General features: G+C 39.4%; 18 protein-coding genes and 1 other RNA gene. 10 read left to right on the top strand and 9 right to left on the bottom strand.

Features of this window, described 5'->3' with window-relative positions; genetic code table 11:
• On the bottom strand, positions 1-578 hold a 578-nt coding region (panC, locus tag K1X82_07480; GenBank protein MBX7181937.1), incomplete at its 3' end, for a pantoate--beta-alanine ligase.
• A gap of 118 nt (positions 579-696) precedes the next feature.
• On the opposite strand from panC, the gene K1X82_07485 reads away from it, so the two are divergent.
• The 3 genes from K1X82_07485 to glmS all read left to right on the top strand — a co-directional run bounded on the left by K1X82_07485 (position 697) and on the right by glmS (position 4,793).
• Positions 697-1,521 carry a glycogen/starch synthase gene (locus K1X82_07485; GenBank protein MBX7181938.1) on the top strand — a complete coding sequence of 275 codons (825 nt, stop codon included), beginning with the start codon at positions 697-699 and terminating at the stop codon, positions 1,519-1,521.
• A gap of 80 nt (positions 1,522-1,601) precedes the next feature.
• Positions 1,602-2,939: a DUF4270 domain-containing protein gene (locus K1X82_07490; GenBank protein ID MBX7181939.1), complete on the top strand. Its 1,338-nt coding sequence runs from the start codon at positions 1,602-1,604 to the stop codon at positions 2,937-2,939.
• A 12-nt stretch (positions 2,940-2,951) separates the two neighbouring features.
• Complete coding sequence (glmS, locus tag K1X82_07495) at positions 2,952-4,793, top strand: glutamine--fructose-6-phosphate transaminase (isomerizing) (protein MBX7181940.1); 1,842 nt, start codon at positions 2,952-2,954, stop codon at positions 4,791-4,793.
• A 479-nt stretch (positions 4,794-5,272) separates the two neighbouring features.
• Here glmS and K1X82_07500 read toward each other — a convergent pair whose 3' ends face one another.
• Complete coding sequence (locus K1X82_07500; GenBank protein MBX7181941.1) at positions 5,273-6,730, bottom strand: hypothetical protein; 1,458 nt, start codon at positions 6,728-6,730, stop codon at positions 5,273-5,275.
• Between the two features lie 77 nt (positions 6,731-6,807).
• Here K1X82_07500 and K1X82_07505 point away from each other — a divergent pair, with 77 nt between their 5' ends.
• The 5 genes from K1X82_07505 (at position 6,808) to K1X82_07525 (ending at position 11,391) form a co-directional block, all read left to right on the top strand.
• Complete coding sequence (locus K1X82_07505) at positions 6,808-7,551, top strand: T9SS type A sorting domain-containing protein (GenBank protein MBX7181942.1); 744 nt, start codon at positions 6,808-6,810, stop codon at positions 7,549-7,551.
• 61 nt (positions 7,552-7,612) lie between these two features.
• Complete coding sequence (locus K1X82_07510; GenBank protein ID MBX7181943.1) at positions 7,613-8,545, top strand: ribose-phosphate pyrophosphokinase; 933 nt, start codon at positions 7,613-7,615, stop codon at positions 8,543-8,545.
• Between the two features lie 38 nt (positions 8,546-8,583).
• Positions 8,584-9,159, top strand: a complete 576-nt coding sequence (locus tag K1X82_07515; GenBank protein MBX7181944.1) for a 50S ribosomal protein L25/general stress protein Ctc — start codon at positions 8,584-8,586, stop codon at positions 9,157-9,159.
• Positions 9,160-9,431: 272 nt separating this feature from the next.
• Positions 9,432-9,799, top strand: a transfer-messenger RNA (tmRNA) gene (gene ssrA / locus K1X82_07520).
• A 431-nt stretch (positions 9,800-10,230) separates the two neighbouring features.
• Positions 10,231-11,391: an ATP-binding protein gene (locus tag K1X82_07525; GenBank protein ID MBX7181945.1), complete on the top strand. Its 1,161-nt coding sequence runs from the start codon at positions 10,231-10,233 to the stop codon at positions 11,389-11,391.
• Between the two features lie 201 nt (positions 11,392-11,592).
• Here the strand turns inward: K1X82_07525 and K1X82_07530 are convergent, their stop codons facing one another.
• The gene (locus K1X82_07530) at positions 11,593-12,744 is read right to left on the bottom strand and encodes a glycoside hydrolase family 88 protein (protein MBX7181946.1); all 1,152 of its coding nucleotides are present in this window, start codon (positions 12,742-12,744) and stop codon (positions 11,593-11,595) included.
• A 248-nt stretch (positions 12,745-12,992) separates the two neighbouring features.
• On the opposite strand from K1X82_07530, the gene K1X82_07535 reads away from it, so the two are divergent.
• The gene (locus K1X82_07535; GenBank protein MBX7181947.1) at positions 12,993-13,505 is read left to right on the top strand and encodes an ORF6N domain-containing protein; all 513 of its coding nucleotides are present in this window, start codon (positions 12,993-12,995) and stop codon (positions 13,503-13,505) included.
• 4 nt (positions 13,506-13,509) lie between these two features.
• Here K1X82_07535 and K1X82_07540 read toward each other — a convergent pair whose 3' ends face one another.
• The 4 genes from K1X82_07540 to K1X82_07555 all read right to left on the bottom strand — a co-directional run bounded on the left by K1X82_07540 (position 13,510) and on the right by K1X82_07555 (position 19,089).
• A complete protein-coding gene (locus tag K1X82_07540) occupies positions 13,510-14,391 on the bottom strand; it encodes a diacylglycerol kinase family lipid kinase (protein ID MBX7181948.1) in 882 nt (293 codons plus the stop codon).
• 75 nt (positions 14,392-14,466) lie between these two features.
• Positions 14,467-15,078 (bottom strand): leucine-rich repeat domain-containing protein, encoded by a 612-nt coding sequence (locus K1X82_07545; GenBank protein ID MBX7181949.1) that lies wholly within the window; start codon positions 15,076-15,078, stop codon positions 14,467-14,469.
• Between the two features lie 4 nt (positions 15,079-15,082).
• On the bottom strand, positions 15,083-16,033 hold the full coding sequence (locus tag K1X82_07550) for a bifunctional riboflavin kinase/FAD synthetase (GenBank protein MBX7181950.1): 951 nt from the start codon (positions 16,031-16,033) through the stop codon (positions 15,083-15,085).
• A 56-nt stretch (positions 16,034-16,089) separates the two neighbouring features.
• Positions 16,090-19,089, bottom strand: a complete 3,000-nt coding sequence (locus K1X82_07555) for a serine hydrolase (GenBank protein ID MBX7181951.1) — start codon at positions 19,087-19,089, stop codon at positions 16,090-16,092.
• A 131-nt stretch (positions 19,090-19,220) separates the two neighbouring features.
• Between K1X82_07555 and prmA the strand changes: the two genes are divergently transcribed.
• Positions 19,221-20,054 (top strand): 50S ribosomal protein L11 methyltransferase, encoded by an 834-nt coding sequence (gene prmA / locus K1X82_07560; protein MBX7181952.1) that lies wholly within the window; start codon positions 19,221-19,223, stop codon positions 20,052-20,054.
• Between the two features lie 427 nt (positions 20,055-20,481).
• On the opposite strand, the gene K1X82_07565 is transcribed toward prmA, so the two are convergent.
• Positions 20,482-21,651 (bottom strand): beta-lactamase family protein, encoded by a 1,170-nt coding sequence (locus K1X82_07565; GenBank protein ID MBX7181953.1) that lies wholly within the window; start codon positions 21,649-21,651, stop codon positions 20,482-20,484.
• Complete coding sequence (locus tag K1X82_07570) at positions 21,632-22,252, bottom strand: hypothetical protein (GenBank protein ID MBX7181954.1); 621 nt, start codon at positions 22,250-22,252, stop codon at positions 21,632-21,634. Before K1X82_07570 ends, K1X82_07565 begins: the two co-directional genes overlap by 20 nt.
• Positions 22,253-22,325 lie beyond the last annotated feature (73 nt).

Below are 22,325 nucleotides of genomic sequence, written 5' to 3' on the forward strand. Positions count from 1 at the left end.
TCCGATAATCGCTCATTTCTTGAACTCATGGCCAATCCGTTTGCAAGGCGAAGGGTTGGACAAGGAACAATGGTAATAGGCAATTGTAAGTTTCGTGTCATGGTTTGAATAATAGCCAATTGTTGAAAGTCTTTTTCACCGAAATAGGCCTTATCCGGTTTAATTATATCAAACAATCGACTAACTACTTGAGCCACTCCATTGAAATGACCGGGACGAAATTCCCCTTCCATTACCTGTTCTAATTTTCCAAAATGGAAGGTTCGGGTATCCGGTTCGGGGTAAATTTCTCCAACTGAAGGAAAAAAAAGCACGTCGTTACCAACTTTTTCCAACATGGAATAATCGCGATCAAATGTTCTTGGGTACTTTTCTAAATCAACAGCATTATTAAATTGATTGGGATTCACAAAAATGCTTACCACTACCCTATCATTCTCCCCTTTAGCCTTATTAACCAAAGAAATATGCCCTTCATGCAAGGCGCCCATGGTTGGCACAAAGCCTATTGATTTACCTTCCGATTTCCATCGAATCATTAAATCTGACATGGCCTGGGAAGTGGTTATTACTTGCATAGAAAAATGGTTGTTAGTAGAAATTTACAGCCGACAAAGAAAAAGAATTTTGTTACTTGGAAAATTTGTGTTTAATTTTGCATAAAATTTAGTTCGGCTCTTTAAAGCAACAACGTAAATGAAGAAAGCAAAAGTTCTTTTTGTATCCCAAGAGATTTTCCCTTACACAGAAGAAACCCCAATGTCTAAAAAAGCTCGATTCCTGCCTCAGGGAATCCAGGAAAGGGGAAAAGAAATAAGAACCTTTATGCCAAGATTTGGTTTAATCAATGAACGAAGGAATCAGCTTCATGAAGTAATTCGTTTGTCGGGCATGAATATCATTATGGACAACAATGACCATCCTTTAATTATAAAGGTGGCATCGATTCAAAGCGCCAGAATGCAGGTTTATTTCATTGACAATGAAGATTATTTCCAACGCAAAACCATGGCCTATGATAAGGATGGAAATTTTTACAAGGACAATGATGAGCGTTCTGTTTTCTTTGCTCGTGGAGTTATTGAAACAGTCCGTAAATTAGGTTGGGCTCCGGATGTTATCCATTGCCACGGTTGGATGAGTAGCATTCTTCCGATGATTGTTAAAAAAGCCTTGAAAGAAGATCCTCTTTTTGCTGATGCTAAAATTGTAGTTTCACTATACGATGATGAATTTCCGGGAAAATTCCAGTCCAGTTTCTCCAAAAAAATTATCATGGATGGAATATCTAAATCGGATGTTGAGCACCTGGCCGATACTGATTATGTAACTTTAATGAAGAATGCAGTTGACTTCGCAGATGGAATTGTCATTGCTTCTCCAACCATTCATCCTGAACTTGAATCATATTCTAAGGCAGCAGAAAAGCCACTTTTAACTTTTCAAGATCCGGAAAATTACCACGATGCTTACAATGAATTTTACGACGAGGTACTTCTTGGCGTAACTGAGCTAGCTTAATGAATTGGTAATAATTAATTTTTCATAAAGAATACTTTTGCGGAGAGAAATTGGGTTTCTTTCCGCAATTTTTTTGATAGATGGGATATAGAACCTTATTGTTTGTGCTTTTTGCCTCCGTTGCATTGTCTTCATGTAAAAAAGAGAGTGCTTCGCTTGGATTGGAATACCTTCCGGAAGGAGATTTGTTGGAAGTTAATTACTCAGGTAACGCTGCTATTAAGGCATTATCTATGCTTGATGAACCTAGCAGCTCCACCACAGCATTAGGAATTCTTGGTACTGCCAATGACCCTGTTTTTGGAAAAACATCGTCTTCCTTGTATCTTCAGGTTTACCCGGTCGATCTCATTTCAGACAGTACTTTCGCCTCAACCTTTGACCAGGCCACGATAGATTCAGTGGTTCTTTCTTTTACCTATGGTTCAATTGGTGGAAGTATTTATGGAAATTCAGATAAATATTCGGGAGCGCAATTGGTTAAAGTGTATCAGGTTTTGGAAGACATGAGCCTGGAAGATGACTCAACTCATAAGTCTGATAAAACTTTCAACTATGACCCTACTCCAATTGGAAGTGGATGGATTTATCCAAATTTTGTGGATAGTGTTAATGTTGGATCCTATATTAAATCACCACAAATCCGAATTAGGTTAAATCAATCGTTTGGCAATTATTTACGCGATGCCGCATCTACTGCCGGTGGAATGAAATTAAAAGATGCCGATACCTTTCTAGAATTTATGAAAGGTTTTTATGTAACAGCCGAAACGCCATCCAATGCTCCAAATACCGGAGGATTCTTCTACCTTAACTTAGGATCTGTATTTTCCGGCCTTACCTTTTATTATAAAACCGCCTCCGGGGTGAACAATGTTTACATGAAAATTCCGGATAAAGGTTCGTTCAACAGCTTTTCACATGACAGCCAAACCCTGCAAACACTTTCCGATTCTGCCAATCTGAATAAAACAACCTGCTATTTACAAGCCATGCATTCCATGAAAACTCGTTTGTTTTTCCCTGGAATTATGGAATTAGCAAACGATGGACCCATTGCTATCGTTGATGCCAAATTAATTTTTACCCCCCAAGAAAACTCCTATTCCATTTTCCGGAGACCTAATAAAATTACTGCTCTTACTCCCAATGAAAGTGGTGTTTTGGAAGGAACAAAAGATGCCTACGAAATTTCGGATCCAACTACTTATGGAGCAGAATTAAATTCGGATGGAAAATACGAACTGAATATTACTCGCTATTTACAAGGATTAACAAAAGCCGGTGCTGTCGACCGAGGATTGGATATTCTCCGTTCAGGTGGCGCCGTTTATGCTGAACGCCTTGTATTTAATGGTCCAAATGCCCCTAGTGAACCTCTATATATTAAACTTAAGTACATCAAAATTAAAAACTAATACCCCTTCATTATGTGTGGAATTGTTGCCTATTTAGGCCAAAAGCAAGCCTATCCTATTTTAGTTAAAGGGCTGAAACGTCTGGAATACAGAGGTTACGACAGTGCCGGAATTGCTCTTCATGACGGAAATCAAATAAAAAATTATAAAAGACAAGGTAAGGTTGCTGACCTGGAAGCTTTTGCAAAAGAAAAAGACCTTTCAGGACAAATCGGAATCGGTCATACCCGCTGGGCTACCCACGGCGTTCCTAATGACACCAATGCGCACCCGCATTACTCCGAATCCAAGGAAATTGTCCTCATTCACAATGGTATCATCGAAAACTATGCTACCATCAAAGAAGAATTAATTCGTCGTGGCCATAGCTTCGAAAGTGAAACCGATACCGAAGTATTAGTGCATTTTATTGAAGAAATTAAGAAAAACGAAAACCTTGATTTAACCGAAGCGGTTCGTGTTGCTTTGAATGAAGTCGTTGGAGCTTATGCCATCGTTTTATTCTCAAAAGATAATCCAAACGAATTGGTTGCTGCCAAAAAAGGTAGTCCACTGGTAGTTGGTTTAGGTGAAAATGAATTTTTCTGCGCCTCAGATGCAACTCCTATTATTGAGTACACCAAAAAAGTGGTTTACTTAGAAGATGGCGAAATTGCTACCATTAACCTAAAGGATGGTTTGAAAATCAAAACCATTAAAAACAAAGACATAACCCCTTCCATTCAAAAATTGGAATTGCAATTGGAAGCTCTTGAAAAAGGCGGTTATGAGCATTTCATGATCAAAGAAATTCATGAACAGGTTCGCTCCATTAAAGATTGCTTACGCGGACGTTTGAACCTGGAACATGGATTTATTCAATTGGGTGGTGTTCAGGAATATGAAAAACGAATTTTGAATGCCAATCGTTTTATTATTGTAGCTTGTGGTACATCTTGGCATGCCGGCTTGGTTGGGGAATACCTAATTGAAGACTTGGCCCGCATACCGGTTGAAGTAGAATATGCCAGCGAATTCCGCTACCGCAATCCTATTATTCACGAAAACGATGTAGTTATTTGCATTTCACAAAGTGGTGAAACTGCTGACACCTTGGCGGCTATTGAATTGGCTAAAAGTAAAGGTGCCTTAATCTTTGGAATTTGCAACGTAGTTGGTTCCTCCATCGCCAGAGCTACCCATGCCGGAGGATATACCCACGCCGGTCCGGAAATTGGTGTGGCTTCAACGAAAGCTTTTACAGGTCAAGTTTCCCTACTTTCCATGTTAGCCTTGTATTTGGCTCAGAAAAAAGGTACCATTCCGAATTCCAAATTCATTCAATACCTCAACGAACTGGATGAGATTCCATTGAAAGTTGAAAAAGTATTGAAAGAAAACGACCATATCAAGCACATCGCTTCCATTTATAAAGATTCGGCCAATTGCTTGTATTTAGGTCGTGGATACCAGTTTCCGGTAGCTTTAGAAGGAGCATTGAAATTGAAAGAAATTTCTTACATCCATGCGGAAGGTTATCCTGCTGCAGAAATGAAACATGGTCCAATCGCCCTCATTGACGAGGAAATGCCTGTTGTAGTTATTGCTACCAAACGCGGACATTATGAAAAAGTAGTAAGCAATATTCAAGAAGTTAAAGCTCGTAAAGGTCAAATTATTGCCATTATAAACGAAGGTGATGAAGTGGTGAAAGGCATGGCCAATCATTACATCGAAATTCCTGAAACAGAAGAATTCTTAATGCCTTTGCTTTCTGTTATTCCTTTGCAATTGCTCAGCTACCATATTGCAGTTATGCGCGGTTGCAATGTTGACCAACCCCGTAATTTGGCCAAATCCGTTACGGTAGAATAATTCATTGAAAGGCTAGTCCTTTTTAAATCGCCAAGAAAAGCCAGTTGTATTAATTGCAATTGGCTTTTTTGTTCTTATTTGGCGGGCCCCTTTTTGCCCCTGACTTTGGGAGTAAATTCTATATTTTGTTTAGGCAAAAAGGTCAGGCTTTCGGCTGTAGTCCTCGGCCCCCTAGGCTAAAGCCGTAGTGGTCCTGTGGGCTACTTGCCTCAATCCTTGCCCGGGTTGGGTGCAAGCCCTTGGTTCAGCAATATGAATAAAACCGGAACAAACCAGCCTGATACCCCGGTTAAAGCCTATACAAGGCAATACTTTTTGGGCTTAGGTCGGGTAGGGATTGAAACGGAAAGCCCACAGCCCCAAACCCTTTTGGGGCGAGGACTTGGAGTGTAAAGCCCGGACCTGAGCCTTAAACATGCTCGGAAAAAAGCTAATCAGGTTGCGGCGAAGGTACCCGCATAAACATAAAAAATAAATTATCAGTTCACCTTAAAACGACTATTAATCCAATCATTGAAATTGATTAATTGCTCTTCATTTTCCAATTCGGAACGGTTAGACCTAAACCAATCCACAATGTTCATGAGCTTTTTATTCTTCTTGAATCCCGGCTTACTCATTAACTTCAGAAGTTCAATCATTTTGTTTTCTGATTCGAAAGTTGGTTCCGAAAGCAAGTTTTTAAACTCTTTTTTAACCTGGTCGATACGCTTCTCGAGGAATTCGATATCCTGAATTTCGAAACGAACTATTAATTCGGCAATGGCTACTCTAAAACGCAAATTAACATCCGCATTGGCAAAATCAGGAAGCAAATACAGTTTAGAAATATTTCGGGCAGATTGGCGAAAATTACCTTTTTCAAAATAGAAAATGGCAAGATTGAGGTAAATAAATTGTTCGTAGAATGGCGATTTCAAATGATCGTTTTGCCCCATTTGCTCCAGGAGGTCGATTCCCTTGTCCAGATCAACTTTAAAATAATTGATAACCAGGATATTGTAATAAAAAAAGAGGTATTTTTCAAAATACACCTTACCAAATTCGTCCATGGCCTCCTTGAGCCGATCGGCATAAAACAAGGATTTTTGGCTTTGACCGGTTTTAGACAAGGTATTAGCAAGGTAGGTAAGCATTTGAAGTTTTACCTCGTGGTTTGCCTTGGTAAAAAGATTATCGGAGCTAAACTCCTGATAGGTTTGAAGCAGGTACTGCTCCAGGTTAGGGTAATCGTGGCGTTGAAGCAAGATACGGCTAACGGCTTGATATATTCGCAAACGGAAGGCCGGACTTTTTTTAACATCATCGCTTTGGGTAAAGTTAGAAATTGTTTTTTCGAGCAAATCCAACACCGAATTTTCTTTGGGAGAAAAGTTTTGTGTAAGTTTTAGACGGTAACTTACCACGGACAATACATCATCGATTTGTCGGAGGTTGGCTAATTTCGCGGAGTTTTCTTTACGAAGATGGATGTAGGCTTCCGGATCGATGGTTAGCAATTCGTAAGAAAGTCGAATGTAATCGCTGTAAATTATTTCGAGTAATTCATAGTATTCCGACACCAAGGCTTGTCGTTCGGCTTTTCGAAGAAAGAAGAAGCAGAGTTTAAACTGAGTTCTTCGGTAGAAAAATTTCGAAAGAGAAATCAAGTAAAGGGTATTGTTAAACTCTTCATCATCGAAATGTTGAAGAACCAAACTTTTACTAAGTTCTTGGGTGAGTCTATTTTTAAGGCGATAGAACGCATTTTTACCGGCTGAGCCATAGAGTATTTTTAATATCTTATTCTCTTCGTAACTATCTCCGGACTTTCTAATAAAATCAAGCAATTCCAAATCTTTACGTCCTTTAGAATCGTCTAATCTGGAGGCATACAACTTAAAGAACCTGAGTTCTTCTTTGGAGAGATTTGATACTATTTGGTTTAAAACATCCATTTTGAAGGCGTAAGATTATTAAAAAAAGTCGAAACCTATACAATTAATTACAGGTATATTTGCCCAAATTCTGAACCATGAAAAAGCGTTTTGCAGTATTGATCGGACTATTGAGCTTATTACTAATTGGAAAAGTTAGGGCTCAAGGACAGGTTTATTTACAGGTTGTAAATGGCAATTTAGGAGGAGTTTTAATTGATTCCAGTTTTACGGATTCGATCATACTGGCTCCATCGGCGAGTTCGAGTTTACAGATAACTTTTGCCAATGTTGGTAATGAAGTATTTACAGGAGATATCGGGTTAGGAGTAAGAGTTAGTAATGACACATTGCAGAACCAATTGGTGAATTATGGAAATACGGTAACTGCCCAGCAATTAGCACCGGGCTTAAGTTCTTCGTTTAGTTTTCCGGATTTTGGTTTACCCAATACCGATTTGCAACTCCGAATCGGGGGAAATGTGGTAGTGGTTTGGCCGGTAGCTGTAAATAGCGCCAGCTCAATTGTTGCGGTTGACAGTCTAAAATTCAAAATTCATGTTGGAGATACAGCTAATGCGGCGTTTTATCATGAATTTCAAACCAATTATGTAGTTTATCCTAACCCTGCAAGTGATCGTTTATACATTGCATTAGATTCAGGCACAAGGGAAGAAACCATTGAAAAGGTTCAAGTATTGGGTTTAGATGGCAAGCTGGAGATGGAAAAGCAAGGTTTTGATGGAAGTATTGATTTAATGGGATTAAGTCCGGGCATGCACTTGGTTAGGGTGATAGAAAAAAACAAGGGATTTTACACCTTTCGAATTTTCTTAGAATAAAGCAAAATAGGCGCGAAACTTGTTGATAAAATGCCTATCTTTGCAGCCCTTTTTGAAACACATGTCTGACAAGGCAAAAATCTTCGCAGGAACGGCAACCAAAGCATTAGCCGAAAAAATTGCAACCAAATACGGAAAGAGTTTAGGCTCTTGTGTAGTTGATAAATTCAGTGATGGCGAATTTGCCTGTTATTTTGATGAGTCGGTAAGGGGCAGCGACGTATTTATCATACAATCAACGATTCCACCATCGGACAATTTGATGGAGATGTTGTTGTTGGCTGATGCTGCCAAACGTGCCAGTGCCAGTCAGATAGTAGCAGTGATACCCTATTTTGGATTTTCTCGTCAAGACAGGAAAGACAAATCCAGGGTTTCCATTGGAGCCAAATTGGTAGCAGATTTATTGGGTACAGCAGGATTTACGCGAGTAATGACGATGGATTTGCATGCGGATCAGATACAAGGATTTTTCAATTTTCCGGTAGATCATTTATTTGCTTCCACCATATTTCTTCCTTATTTATACGAATTAAACCTTCCAAATTTACAGGTGGCTTCACCGGATATTGGAGGAACTCGAAGAGCAAAGTCATACGCCAAGTATTTGAAAACTGACATGATTATTTGCCATAAAACAAGGAGCAAGGCCAATGAAATTGAAAGCATGACAATTATTGGGGATGTGAAAGGAAGGGATGTAATTTTGGTTGATGACATTTGTGATACAGCAGGAACACTTTCCAAAGCGGCAGACATGATCATGAATGCCGGAGCAAGCAGTGTTAGAGCGGTTTGCACCCATGCCATTTTGAGTGGAAAGGCTTATGAAAACATTGAGAAGTCATCCCTTTCTGAATTAATCGTTACGGATAGCATTCCATTGAAGCAAGAAAGTCCAAAAATTAAAGTACTCTCCTGTGCAGATATGTTTGCAGATGTAATAAATAAGTTACTTCGACATGAGAGCATTTCGGAGCACTTCATTATTTAACAATTGAATTTTTTAATAACAATCAATAATAACTAACAATGAAATCAGTATCTATTAGCGGTTCGTCACGTGCGAACGTAGGGACAAAAGATGCTAAGGCTGTTCGTGCAGCCGGTAAAATTCCATGCGTATTGTATGGAGGTTCTGAACAAATCCACTTCCAAGCAGAAGAAAAGGATTTTAAAGGATTAATTTATACTCCAGAAGTTAAATTAGCCGACTTAACTATCGATGGCAAAACTTATAAAGCTGCCGTAAAAGAAACTCAGTTTCACCCAATTTCAGATCGTTTGCTACACGTAGACTTTTTAGAATTGTTACCGGGTAAACCATTAACAATTGAAATTCCGGTTAGAATTGTAGGAAATTCTCCAGGGGTTAAGGCCGGTGGTAAATTGGTAACTAAATTCCGTAAATTAAAAGTGCGCGGAATGGTAGAAGCATTACCGGAGTCAATTGAAGTAAATATTGACAAATTAGATTTAGGACAAGACATTCGAGTTAAAGAAATTTCTGTTGCAGGATTAACTTTACTTGATACTCCAAACTCAGTGGTAGTTGGGGTTAAAACAACCCGTAATGTTGCTGCTGCAGCCGACGGAGGTAAAAAATAAACCTAAGGTTTTGTTTAATCGAAAAGGCCGGAATTTCTTCCGGCCTTTTTTTTTACCCTGATTTTTTATTCATTCTGTTCATTTTATCCTGTTTGAAGTTATACCGAATGTAAATTATGTTTAGTCCAATTTTAGGTATTAATTCCTATTGAAAAATAGGCCTAACATACTGTATACTCGGCATTTACCAATCTAAATTTATAAAAGCCTTCGGACTATTTATAAACTAAAATTGATATTATATTTCAATGTACCTTTGCAGGCTTAATAATGGGTCCGACCGGTTTTGACAGCGCCCAGGAAGCAGTGTAAGCATACCGTGTGTTGTTTGTATGACACGTTAATCCTAACATTCAACTTTTGCAAACGGAGAATACTCCTATGCAATGGCTGCCTAATACCAGGTATTAGCACCATTTGTCCCGCGGTAGGCTTTTTCTTGTAGCTAGCCGCCTGGACACCAAAACCACAAGAATAGCCACTAGCGACACCTTTAAGTTAGGGCGAAACACCAAAGGTTAAGGTGGTTGTAGGTTGCCTCTGGCCGGCCTCCACCCGACAATTAAGTAGCAGGCTAAGTATGTAGAAAGCATTGTTGCCGAGTGTTTGGACGAGGGTTCGACTCCCTCCGGATCCACAAATACAAGACAGGCAAAGGCCTCCGTTAGGAGGCCTTTTTCGTTTTGTCGAATTTTCGATCAAGCTCTGCTTGAATCGGAAATTCGACAAAACGAAAAAAAGGACGCGATAGCGGACTTAGCCTGACTTGTTGACCTTGGGAGCCAAGGGAGCACGTCAGTACTCCCGACCAATATAAAGCCCAACTTGAAAGGAAAATTCGACAAAATGAAAATAAGGACGCGTTAGCGGACTTTGCTTGTCTTGTTAACTTGTGGGAAGGAGGGTGCACGACAGTACACCCTTCAATTCCAAAATCCAAAACAATCATAAGCATTTTCAAACTAGACAATTAAATTGAAAGTCTTGAAAGATTAGTTTTAAAAACTAGACAAAATCTAAAATATGGAATTTTTTGGAATCATATTCCAAATTTTTCCATATTTTTGTAAAATGATTAAGCGGGTAGCAGAGGATAAGTTAAAAGATTTGGCCAATAAATTTAAGGCAGTTGCGGTTACAGGGGCACGCCAAACCGGCAAGACTACCTTGGTAAAAAAAGTCTTTAACAACAAACCTTATCTTTCCCTGGAAAATCCGGATTCACGCAGATTTGCGTTGGAAGACCCCCGTGGATTTATTCAATCTTATCCAAATGGAGCCATATTGGATGAGGTACAACGAGTACCCGAATTATTTTCATACCTACAGGAAACCTTGGATAATTCGAAGGCAAATGGATTGTTCATTTTAACAGGTTCCAATAATTTCCTGTTGCAGGAGAATATTTCTCAAACACTGGCCGGACGAGTTGGGTACCTGAATCTATTGCCCTTTTCAATAAGCGAATTAAATCAGGGAAAATTACTGCCAACAACGGATGATGAACTCCTTTTGAAAGGATTTTACCCGCCTGTTTATGACCAGGAAATACCGCCGGAGGATTGGTATCCCAATTATATTCGAACTTATATAGAAAGAGATGTAAGGCAAATAAAAAACATCAATGACCTCATTGTATTTGAACGATTTATAAAACTTTTGGCCGGTAGGTCAGGACAGGAATTAAACAGTAGTGCTTTAGCTGTAGAAACCGGGGTAGATGTGAAGACCATACAGTCTTGGATTGGAATTCTGGAAAGTAGTTTTATCATTTATCTGCTAAAACCTCACCATCAAAATTTCAATAAAACCATTGTTAAAAGACCCAAAGTTTATTTCTACGATTCAGGCTTGGTTTGCTACCTTTTAGGCATTCGAAATGTGCTGCAACTTGACACCCATCCATTGAGAGGGGCTATTTTTGAGGGAATGGTGGTTACAGAGTTGGTCAAAAATAGAACCAATTCGGGCTTAGAGGTTAATCTGTTTTATTGGAGGGATAAAACAGGACATGAAATTGACGTGCTGGTAGATAATGGAACTGATATTTTACCAATTGAAATCAAATCGGGCATGACAGTTCGAAACGAATATTTTAAGAATATGAATTATTGGATGAAACTAAGCGGTACAGGCAAAGGGATGATACTTTATGCAGGAGAACAAAACCAAGTGCGAAGCGATGGAAAAGAAATATTGAATTGGAGAAATTTAATGGAAAAGGATTTGTGAATTGGACTAGAAAAACAATTTCAAAAATCAACTGAAAACATCATCCGGTCTAACCCAACACTGCCCGACACGAAGCCCCGGGTTAGGGATTGCAGTGGAAATCCTTTTTGTCGAGGTTACGAGCAAAAAGATTGGAACGGAAAGCCCGGCCCGTAGGGAAACCCCAAAAAACAAAAAAAATAGAAAAAAAATACCACGATTCTATTTCTTTAAAAACTCCCTTTCATATCTCCTACCAAACTGAATAAACATGCCCAGGCCAAAGGGTTTTCCTTTTTGAACGGCTCTCTTAAAATAGTAGTGTTTATTGCCAATGCAAGTTCCGGTGCAAACATTTTTGGTGGTGAGGTAGGTATTCCCGACTGGTTCAATGCTATATTTACGTAATCCGGTATAAGCCAGTTGAATAGAATTTTCATATTGTTCTCCTTTAATTAAACCTAGCTTCAAACCGGTGCTGATTCCATAGGCAAACATGGCCGTGCAGGAACTTTCAATATAGTTTTCCGGGTCGGTGTTTCGCACAGGTAATTGGTACCAATGTCCGGTTTTAGGATCTTGCAACTTTGGTAAAGTTTGAAGCATTTCGGTTAGGTATTGGGCCATTTCTTGGCGAATGGGATGACCAAGAGGTAAGGATTCAACCATATCAGATAGTGTTACGACAATCCAGCCATTTCCACGCCCCCAGAACTCCAAGCTGCGCCTGCTTTGTTTATCAGCCCAATGCATCTGACTACAAAAGGTGCAATGTACTTTATTGTCATTGTCCCATCCGTGGTACCAAAGTTTAGTTTCCGGATCCTGCAACTTTTCTCTGTGTAAACGGAACTGTTTGGCCAATTCCTGCAAGTATTTTTCATCGCCGGTGGCTTTATACATTCCCAATAAAAATTCACCTACCATAAAAACGGTATCGTCCCATAGCTCGGTAAACAACATCAGGTGGGAAACTCCACCAGCTTCTGTTCTGCGTATTTTAAGGTAATCGCGGTAAATTTTTTCAGCTTTTTTCAAATACTTCTCATCCTTGGTATGGGCGTATAAAAAAGCCAATCCTAAACCGGAGGCTACAGCATTGGGCGTTTTTCCATTGGCAGGTTTGTAAGTTCGGTCGATGGCCTTTTGGATATAATTGAAGTATATTTTTTTCTGCTCTTCTCCTGCCCATTCGTATTGTTTAATCATGGTGTTGAGCAAGGCTGCATTTTGCCAGGTCCATTTGTAGGTGCTAGCCGGACGGTATTTTTCACGAGTGTACGAGTCCAAACTATCTACCCAAGTTTGAGAGAAAAGGGTGTTGAGAAGAAAAAAAACAAATACAATGGAGGATAAGGTAGCTTTTAAAAACATTCTGAAAAGTCAAAAATGACCAGTAAAGATATTCTTCTAGATAAACTAGTCAATGAAAAGGCGAAACTTTTATTCCAGACCAAATTTTCCAAAATCTTATATTATCTTTGTAACTTAATTTGAATTATATTTCTATATATAATTGATTATCAATAAAAAAATTAAAACTTAAATAATAATTTTAAATTTTATCATACACCATATAAAGAAATAAATTCCCATTTTAATAACTTTTCTATACTATAATCATGGAACTAAGCACCATAAAATCCAAAATCTATGAAATCAGAGGCTACAAAGTGATATTAGACTTTGACATTGCTGAACTATATGGCATTGAGACCAAAAGGCTCAAAGAGGCAGTTCGCCGAAATGCAAATCGCTTTCCTAATGACTTCATGTTCGAACTGTCTGAAAATGAATTCAATGTCCTTTTGAGGACGCAAATTGCGTCCTCAAACAAAGGTCGGGGAGGAATTCGATACCGGCCATTTGCATTCACCGAGCAAGGTGTAGCCATGCTAAGTTCGGTTCTCAATACTGAAAAAGCAATCGAAGTAAACATTTCCATAGTTCGAGCTTTTATTTTCGTTCGTCAAATGGCCTTGGAAAACAATGAACTATTGGAAAAGCTAGGCTTATTGGAAAACAAGTACGATCGTCAATTTTCGGATGTATATGAAGCACTTAATTTTCTGCTGTCAAAAGACAAAAAACAAACCGAACAAAAGGAAAGAAGAAAAATTGGTTACTTACCCTGAGAATCTAAGGAACAATTAACTTTAATTTCAGGGGCTTCACAGTGATATTCAATTCCTCCGGGAAATGGTAAGGATCACCATCCATTTGGGAAATAACACCCTTTCTGGTTTTTATTTTAAACAGGGTACTCGCATAGGTTTCATAATATTTCGATTTATGCAAAGTCCCTAAAAACATTCTTCCCACCAAAATTGGCGTTAAGTACCAAGGAAACTCATTAATTACAACCACATCTAAAATCCCATCATCCATTTTGGCATTGGCTGCAATGATGGCATCGCTACCAAATTGGCGACTATTGGCAACAGTAATAGAGAAAACCCTTCGTTTCATTTCCAAACCATTTACCTGAAGCTCCACCTCTTCCGTTTTATATTTAGGCATACATTTGGTTGTCACCTTTACATATGACCAAAATCCACGCTTACCATATCGAGAAAAGGCATCAGCAACAAAAGCATCGAAACCTACTCCGGCTACATTTACAAATAGTTTCCCATTCAACTCCCCTAAATCAATCCAACGTTCCCTTCCCGAATTTAATAGCAAAATAGCCTTTTCTACATCAACAGGAATCTTCAAATCCCTTGCCAATCCATTACCAGAACCGGTTGGTATAATTCCCATTGGCACATCGGTATGTTGCAAGGCACGGGCAACTTCATTGATACTGCCGTCTCCACCAGAAACCACCACCATGGAATATCCATCTTTCACCGCTTCTGCAGCCAATTCAGTTGCATGTCCGGGGGCTTTGGTAACCAATAATTTAAAATCAAACTTGGATTTATCCAACAATTTCGGAACCAATTTCTGCAATACACGCTGCTTTCCAACACCTGAAATTGGATTAATGATAAAGCATATTTTTTTCTTTTCTTCCACCACTAATTACAAAAAGGGGGCAAAGGTAGAAGGGATGTTCTACCAAGATGTAAACGACTTGTTAAAATTTGGGAATTAATTGCCGCAATTGCAGCCGGGCGAAAACAAAACCTCGGTTCCTGTTGGGAAATGCTTTTGTATATCCTCTTTTTGACTATCGGTTAAAATGATTACGCGCAAATCCACTCTTTTTAGCTTTTTAAAGTTCTTAAATTCAGAGGGTACGGCTTCCAATTCATTGCTCCAAACATCCAAAACCACTAAGTTTTGAAGATCTACCAACTCCTTAGGCAGTTCAACCAAATCATTTTGACTTACAACTAGCTCTCTTAAATTCTTCAATTGAGCAAGCATTGGATTGATATACTTAATATGATTTTTGGCAAAACTAAGTTTTTGCAATTTTTCCAACTTTACTATTGATGAAGGAATTTCAGTAAATTGATTTCGAGTTAATACCAATTCCTGAAGATTAGGAAACTTAAATACAGCTTCCGGAATATCTCTCAGCTTTTTACCTTTTAAATGCAATCTATACACAGAATCCGGACTAATGGTAGCAGCTTCTTTCAAGGAGGTAAAAATTTGAGCATTTTCCAATTCCAATGAATCCAACAAGCGACCACTCTGAGCAAAACTGCCAAAATTCAGTCCAATACCTATCAAAATTCCAAGTAGTTTCTTCATGGTTTTATTTGTTCAAATTTCGAATATTTTTTAATACTTCCAGACTGAATTCTTTATCCTTACCAATAGCTTCAATCAATTCATCCAATCCGTTGAATTTTTTCTCATCCCTGATACGGTCTAATACCTTCACACTCAATTGTTCCCCATAAATCTCTTTGTCAAAATTAAATATATTCACTTCCACATGAATACCATTTCCTACATCGGTGGTAGGGTTGGTGCCTATGTTCATCATTCCACCGAATTCCATTTCTTGGTAAAATGCTTTAACTACATAAACGCCATTTGCCGGTTTAATTTTATATGGATCTGCAATTTGAATATTTGCAGTGGGATAACCTAACTTCCTTCCTAACTTTTTCCCTTCAATCACCTTTCCGGAAAACTCAAACTCAGATCCCAGATAAGAATTGGCAGTCTTTACGTCCCCTTCATGCAAGGCATTTCTGATTTTAGTTGAGCTAATTTCAATATGGTCAACTTCACTTGCAGGAATTTCCTCCACTTCAAAACCATAAACCGGACCAAACTCCAGCAAATGCTCAAAACCTCCTTCTCTATTTCTTCCAAAATGATGGTTATAACCGATAACCAAACGTTTGGTTTGAAACTTTCCAACCAATACATCTCGAATAAATTCCAACGAAGTCATTCGGGAAAACTCCTTCGAAAAAGGATGAATAATTAAATGATCTACCCCCGCTTCTTCCATCAATCGAATCTTCTCTTCCCGGGTATTTATCAATTTTAAATCATTGTCATCCGGAAACAACACCATTCGAGGGTGAGGATCAAAGGTTAATATTAAGGTTTCTCCGTCTACCTGATTTGCTATAGTTTGAAGTCGGCGGATAATAGAACGATGCCCTAAATGAACCCCATCAAAGGTGCCGGTAGTTACCACTACATTTCGTGCCCCTGAAAATTCGCTAATATGGTTGTAGACCTTCAATTCTTTCCTTAATTCGTGGCAAAGGTATTATAAAACATGAATTTCAATCCTCCCTCCTACTTCATCGCCTTGTAAAACAATTCATGTATTCTCGTGCGAATGTTCAGTTGGCTTAGTTTCTTGTTTTCTGCATCCGGATATACACGATTGGATAAAAACACATAAACCAGCCGGGTTTTAGGATCAACCCAAGCAACTGTTCCTGTAAATCCGCTATGACCAAAACTTGATAAATCGGCAGATGCCGCGGCAGGATCATCCTTGCTTAAATCAGGATCGGGTTTGTCAAGAATTAAACCCCTGCGATTTCCTTCCGGACAAAAATAACAGGTATTAAAGGTGTCTAAGGTGGATGAAGAAAAATAGCTTTCGCCCGCATATTGTCCTTTAAAGGCGAATAAACTAAACATCTTCCCTAAATCATTCGCAGTTCCAAATAAACCTGCATGTCCACTTACCCCTCCCAATAATGCCGCCATTGGATCATGCACATACCCTTGAACCAATTGTTTACGAAAAGCTACATCATACTCGGTTGGGACTATCCGTTCTATCGGAAACCTTCCCAATGGATTATAGCCCAAAGTAGCACATCCCAGTTTATTGTAGTATTGTTCTTTTACCAATTGGGCCAACGGTTTGTTCAATAAGGATTCAACTACATCCTTCATATAATACATTCCTAAGTCGCTATACACATACTTATGGTTGGTATCTACCTCGGTTTTGTCAATGATTTTTCTAATAGAATCCGGGTAAGATGACAAAGCAAACATTCCAGTAGCAACCGGAATCGCAAACCCTGCAGAAGGGGACGAACTGATTAATTGTGGATTCCATTCGGCATTTTGCAATACTTTGGAACCAAAAGGAATAAATGCTTTTAATCCGGCCCGATGGGTCATAATATCCAGTAATTTCAAACTATCTTTATTGGTATTAACCAACCTTGGAAGGTATTGTCCTAACCTGCTTTTTACGGCAAGTAAGCCCGCATCGTAAACCTTCATTACCATTGGTAAGGTTGCAGCAGCCTTGGTTATGGAAGCCAAATCATACAAACTTTGAGTATTTACCTTTTGCTTATTTTCATAGGTATAATAACCAAAGGCTTTGTTCAAAAATACCACACTGTCTTTCATGGCCCATATCTGACAGCCGGGGGTAGCCTGGTTAAATATTGCTTCTTTTGCCAGGGAGTCAACCTGTGAAAGGACGGTAGAAACCAAACCAACTTCTTCGGGCATGCCGTATCGAATTCGAATAGGCCTGGTGCAGGTTCCCATACCCATTTTAAATCTTCCGGAGGTAACCGGCAAATTCCCCATAAAACCTATTCCTCCAAAAATGCCCATGGCCGCATATTGTTGGGCTAGCTCCGATTGTTCGTAGGTTTCAATAATGCACTTAAAGCGATCCGGATTGGGAATATTCTTTAACGAATAAGCATTTGCAAATACTACCAAAATCGTTGGCTTTAATCCGGCAATGGTATCAGCAATTTTTTGGTCGGCTGCCGTAATTCCGAAACTCTTGGAAACCGCCTGCAACGTATTTTGAAATCCTGCAATTACTAAATTATAGTCCTTCAACTGTGCAACCAGACTATCCCGATCAGCTTTAGTAGATTTATGAGAAATATAAAAATTTCGAATTTCAGTATAATTTCCCAGCATATCCAAGAAGGGGGTTTGAATAGAATCACCAATACAAACAGCCGCAATTTTTAAGGTATCCAAACTTTTTAAAGGGAGCAGATTATTTTCATTTTGTAGCAAGGTGATAGCCGACCTAACCAACCTTCGATTAATCAATTCTGCCTCTGGTGCATTTAATGCCTTGTGTATGGTTTGTGGATTAATTCTCTTGAATTTGGCTAATCCAGCCCACTCCTTTACTTTCAATATCCGTTTCACCCGTTTATCCAATTCTACTATGGAAAATTCTCCGGACTCTATGGCTTGTTTAATTCGCTGAATGCTATTCTCAACATCTTCCGAAAACAATAAAATATCGTTACCTGCCAAAAGTGCCTTTAAGTTAATTTCAGCCGGTGTGTAATATTTAGCAACTCCTTGCATGTTCAGGGCATCGGTAAAAATCAAACCCTGGTATTTCATTTTTTCTCTAAGCAAGTCGTTTACCACCTTATGACTTAGGGTAGCCGGCATATTTTTGGTCGAATCCAAAGCGGGAACAAACAAATGCCCAACCATAACCGAACCCAATCCATTATCAAACATTTCTTTAAATGGAAAAAGTTCCAAGGTGTCTAACCTGGAGGTGCTGTGTTTCAAGGCCGGCATATCAAAATGTGAATCCACATCCGTATCACCATGCCCGGGAAAATGCTTACCGCATGCCAGTACCTGATTGTCTTGAAGTCCACGCAAATAGGCTAATCCTTTTAAGGTAACATTGATTTTATCTTCACCAAAGGAACGATTTCCTATCACCGGATTATCGGGGTTAGAATTAACATCCAGCACAGGCGCAAAATCAATGTGAATTCCCATCAATTTGCACTGCCTGGCAATTTCTTCTCCCATTTCAAAAATCAATAAATCATTCTGAATGGCACCTAACATTTGTTGCCTTGGAAACTTGGTTGTACTATCCAGTCGCATGCTAAGCCCCCATTCCCCATCGATGGAAATGAGCAAGGGCGTTTTTGTCAAACTTTGGTAATAGTTGGTCAAATTGGCTTCTCGAACAGGTCCGCCCTGCATAAAAATCAAGCCTCCAATTTTCAAATCCTGAACCAAATGCCTGATGGATTCTACGTGGGCAGCATCTTTGTTTGAATATGCCGCAACCATAAATAATTGGGCAATCTTCTCTTCCAAACTAAGGGAATGAAAAACCGAATCAGCCCAGGAATGCCTTACCTTCGAAGAATTACCAAATACAGGTTGCCCCCTGAATTCTTTATGTTCAACAGGTGAGCGTTCGGCAACATGGGTAATTTCCTGCTTGGACTTACATCCTTGGAAATAAACCGAAACGGCTAAAAATAGGGTTATAAATGCGCTTGCTTTGGCTAGTGTCTTTGCCATATCTAAACGGCGAAGTTCCTCGATTATTTCAGCCTTTTTTAGGATAACTAAAGTAATTTTCAACATAAACCCTATGAAAAACCCTAAATCCTTGTATTTTCGTCCAATTCTATTTTGAACCACTTTCCTATATGCACTATATTGAACTAAGAGTTTCCGTTCATCCCAAAGACCCCTGGAGCGACCTGATAATGACCGAATTGGCGGAAATCGGATTTGATAGTTTCGAAGAAAATGAGTCCGGATTTATGGCTTATATCCCTGAAAATTTATACATCAAAGACCTTCCGGAAAAAATCGTTGACCATTACGCCAAAAAAGCTCGAATTGTCCTTCGCGAAAAAATTCTTCCCCCTCAAAACTGGAACGAAGAATGGGAAAAAAATTTTCAACCCGTCGAAATTGGTAAGCAACTACATATCCGTGCCGAATTTCATGAAGAAAAGCCGGGCTTTGAACACGAAATTATTATTCAACCCAAAATGGCCTTTGGAACCGGGCATCACGAAACTACCTATTTGGTTTCGAAAATGATGCTGGACATGGACTTTAAACGAAAAAAAGTGCTGGACATGGGCACCGGAACCGGACTTCTGGCCATTTTAGCCATGAAATTAGGCGCAAAACAGGTTAAAGCGGTTGACATTGATGAATGGTCGGTTGTAAATTCTCAAGAAAACGTTGAACGAAATATCAGCTCCGGAATTGAGGTGGTACAAGGCGGTATAGAAACCATTCAAGGTGAAAAATTCGATACCATCCTGGCCAATATTAACCGCAACGTTTTGCTCGATATGGCGCATTCCTTTTCAGAGGCCTTGAATTCAGGTGGAGAAATAGTGCTAAGTGGCTTTTACCTAGACGATTACCTCCTAATTTTAGATGGATTTACCAAAAATGGTTTTGAACCCGGTTTGCAACAATCGAAAAACAATTGGATGGCGTGTAGATTTGTGAAAAAGTAATTTCTTTTTTGTAAGCAATCGTTCGCTGCCCGAAGAATCACCTGCCCCGTTATCGCCTATAGTTTGCCCATCCATGTGGTGTAAAAACCCAATTCTGTGCATTTGGGCAAAGCTATTTGGCTCTACCGGGCTTAGCTTAGAAAGGCTTAACTTTCAACCTATCTTCATCTCAAGGTGCAGATGCCGGGTGCAATGCCATTCCCAAGCATACCATGGATAAATCCTTCTGGTTGAACTTGGCAGACTGCTTGGCTCCAGACCGGGTAGGGATAGCAGTGGAAAGCCCACAGCCGACCGCGGCGATAGCCCGGGCGGCGAGGACTTGGAACGAATAGCCCGACCCTGAGCCAAATAAAACTTCGGGCAATGAAAAAAATTTGGTGCGAAGGGGACCCGCCAAAAACTAATTAAAAAAATGTTGACAACCCTACTCTAGCATCGCATCTACCAAATCGCTTTCAAAAGACTGAAAAACAGGCTTTAAATTACTTTTCCCATTGGTGCCATAATTCACAAAAAACACCAGGGTTTTATGCTGTTCCGGAAAGTAAAACAGATCAGCGCTGTAGCCCAAATCACGGCCGGTATGCCCAATTCCGTAGGCCTTTTTATTGGTAAATTTCTTGATGGTCGAAAGTCCGGTATAGAAATCTTCATCTTCTTGAACAAACTGCTGCATTTGATCCAGGGAAGCCTGAGTCAGCAAGGTTTTATCAATCAACAAAGCTTTTATAAACACCTGAAGATCAAACACATTGGAAAAAACCCCACCATAGCCGTTGCCGCTACCTGTAATCAAATTCGACACATTACAGATGGTTCCGTTGTTATGCAAATCGAAATAACCTTGAGCCGAACTGGAAGGAATAGATTCGTGGCCTTGGTAATAGGTACTTGAAAGCCCCAAGGGATCAATAATTTTTTCGCGCAAAAGCAGGTGGTGCTCAACCCCTGTTGCGGCCTTAATACACATACTGAGCAAAACAGTATTGGTATTGGAATAATACGCCGGATAGGTACTTAAATCATAACCATCCTTTCCATAAACATAGCTCAACAACTCCTCCTGTGACCATGTTTTATTCGGATTGTTCAGGATTGCCAGGTAAAACTCCGAACTGGTAATAACATCATAAATTCCGGTAGTGTGATTCATCAATTGGCGAATGGTTTTGCCTTCTGCTTTATCTATTTTAGAAAGAATATCGTTGGAAATGTATTTCGAAATAGGATCATCGATGTTCAGTTTACCTTCTTCTTGCAACTTCATGGTTAAGGTACCCACCATTAATTTGGTGATACTGGCTACCTTGGAAATGTGACAAGGAGTGTAATGAATTCCCTGATCGATATCGGCATACCCGCCAACACCGGTGAAAGTACCAATGGAATCTTCGATTAATACAGAAATTCCCGGCAAACCTTGTTTCACATACTTATCGATGATAGCTTGGTAGCTTGGAGCTTTGGGATGATTAAACCAGGTAGCAGGTTGTGGGCAGGGAACTACCTCAGTGGGTAAAATATTGGCCTTTTTGCAGGCAGGAAAGAAAGCGATTAAAGCTCCAAAAAACCAATTATTTAAGTGTCGTTTCATGCTTACCAGGTTTTAAAGGAAAGGAAAGTCCGAGCAAAAAACTATTGACCGGAAGCAAAGGAACATAATTAGCTACAAAAGGTCCTTGCATTAAGGTTCTAAACTGAATGAGCAGTCTAATTCTATCGGGGTCGGATTTTACCAAAGCCACATTGGCACCAAGTGTTAAACCGGCTACAAACTGAGCTCGTCCGGTGATACCATGAATTTTTTCATAGTCGCCTTGGTTGTTGAGTTTAAAGCGTTGGTAGTCGGTAAAAGAGTGCAAATAACCTCCGCCCAACGCGATGTCGAGGGCTACAAACTTCGAAAATGCCAAACGGTAATCCACATCTAACTGTAAACGAAGGGCAGTTTGGAAAAAACGATGGTAGTATCCACCAAAAGTTCCCTTTATCCAAAACTGATTGACCTCTTTTTTATTGAGCTTGTATTCGTAAAATACTTCAGCCCCCGGATGGAATTGGCTGTAAAAAAGTGAACCATAACCGGTGATTGGCAGTCCGGTGGTATTGTTGGAAAAGCTTCCTCCCAGGCGATGCACTTGGGCAAAGGAATAATTTGCAAATACCACAAAAAAAAGAAGTAGGATGCTTTTCATTTGATACAAAGGTGGGATGAATATTCAAATTATAACCATCGAAAAAGGAAAATTCTAAGCAACTTTTACAAGG

It is taken from the genome of Bacteroidia bacterium (assembly GCA_019695265.1).
Classification (GTDB): Bacteria; Bacteroidota; Bacteroidia; order JAIBAJ01; family JAIBAJ01; genus JAIBAJ01.

Excerpts from the sequence above, each read along its gene's own strand:
- K1X82_07485 (MBX7181938.1), top strand. The coding sequence starts at position 697 with ATGAAGAAAGCAAAAGTTCTTTTTGTATCCCAAGAGATTTTCCCTTAC.
- K1X82_07490 (MBX7181939.1), top strand. The coding sequence starts at position 1,602 with ATGGGATATAGAACCTTATTGTTTGTGCTTTTTGCCTCCGTTGCATTG.
- glmS (MBX7181940.1), top strand. The coding sequence starts at position 2,952 with ATGTGTGGAATTGTTGCCTATTTAGGCCAAAAGCAAGCCTATCCTATT.
- K1X82_07500 (MBX7181941.1), bottom strand. The coding sequence starts at position 6,730 with ATGGATGTTTTAAACCAAATAGTATCAAATCTCTCCAAAGAAGAACTC.
- K1X82_07505 (MBX7181942.1), top strand. The coding sequence starts at position 6,808 with ATGAAAAAGCGTTTTGCAGTATTGATCGGACTATTGAGCTTATTACTA.
- K1X82_07510 (MBX7181943.1), top strand. The coding sequence starts at position 7,613 with ATGTCTGACAAGGCAAAAATCTTCGCAGGAACGGCAACCAAAGCATTA.
- K1X82_07515 (MBX7181944.1), top strand. The coding sequence starts at position 8,584 with ATGAAATCAGTATCTATTAGCGGTTCGTCACGTGCGAACGTAGGGACA.
- K1X82_07525 (MBX7181945.1), top strand. The coding sequence starts at position 10,231 with ATGATTAAGCGGGTAGCAGAGGATAAGTTAAAAGATTTGGCCAATAAA.
- K1X82_07530 (MBX7181946.1), bottom strand. The coding sequence starts at position 12,744 with ATGTTTTTAAAAGCTACCTTATCCTCCATTGTATTTGTTTTTTTTCTT.
- K1X82_07535 (MBX7181947.1), top strand. The coding sequence starts at position 12,993 with ATGGAACTAAGCACCATAAAATCCAAAATCTATGAAATCAGAGGCTAC.
- K1X82_07545 (MBX7181949.1), bottom strand. The coding sequence starts at position 15,078 with ATGAAGAAACTACTTGGAATTTTGATAGGTATTGGACTGAATTTTGGC.
- K1X82_07555 (MBX7181951.1), bottom strand. The coding sequence starts at position 19,089 with ATGGCAAAGACACTAGCCAAAGCAAGCGCATTTATAACCCTATTTTTA.
- prmA (MBX7181952.1), top strand. The coding sequence starts at position 19,221 with ATGCACTATATTGAACTAAGAGTTTCCGTTCATCCCAAAGACCCCTGG.
- K1X82_07565 (MBX7181953.1), bottom strand. The coding sequence starts at position 21,651 with ATGAAACGACACTTAAATAATTGGTTTTTTGGAGCTTTAATCGCTTTC.
- K1X82_07570 (MBX7181954.1), bottom strand. The coding sequence starts at position 22,252 with ATGAAAAGCATCCTACTTCTTTTTTTTGTGGTATTTGCAAATTATTCC.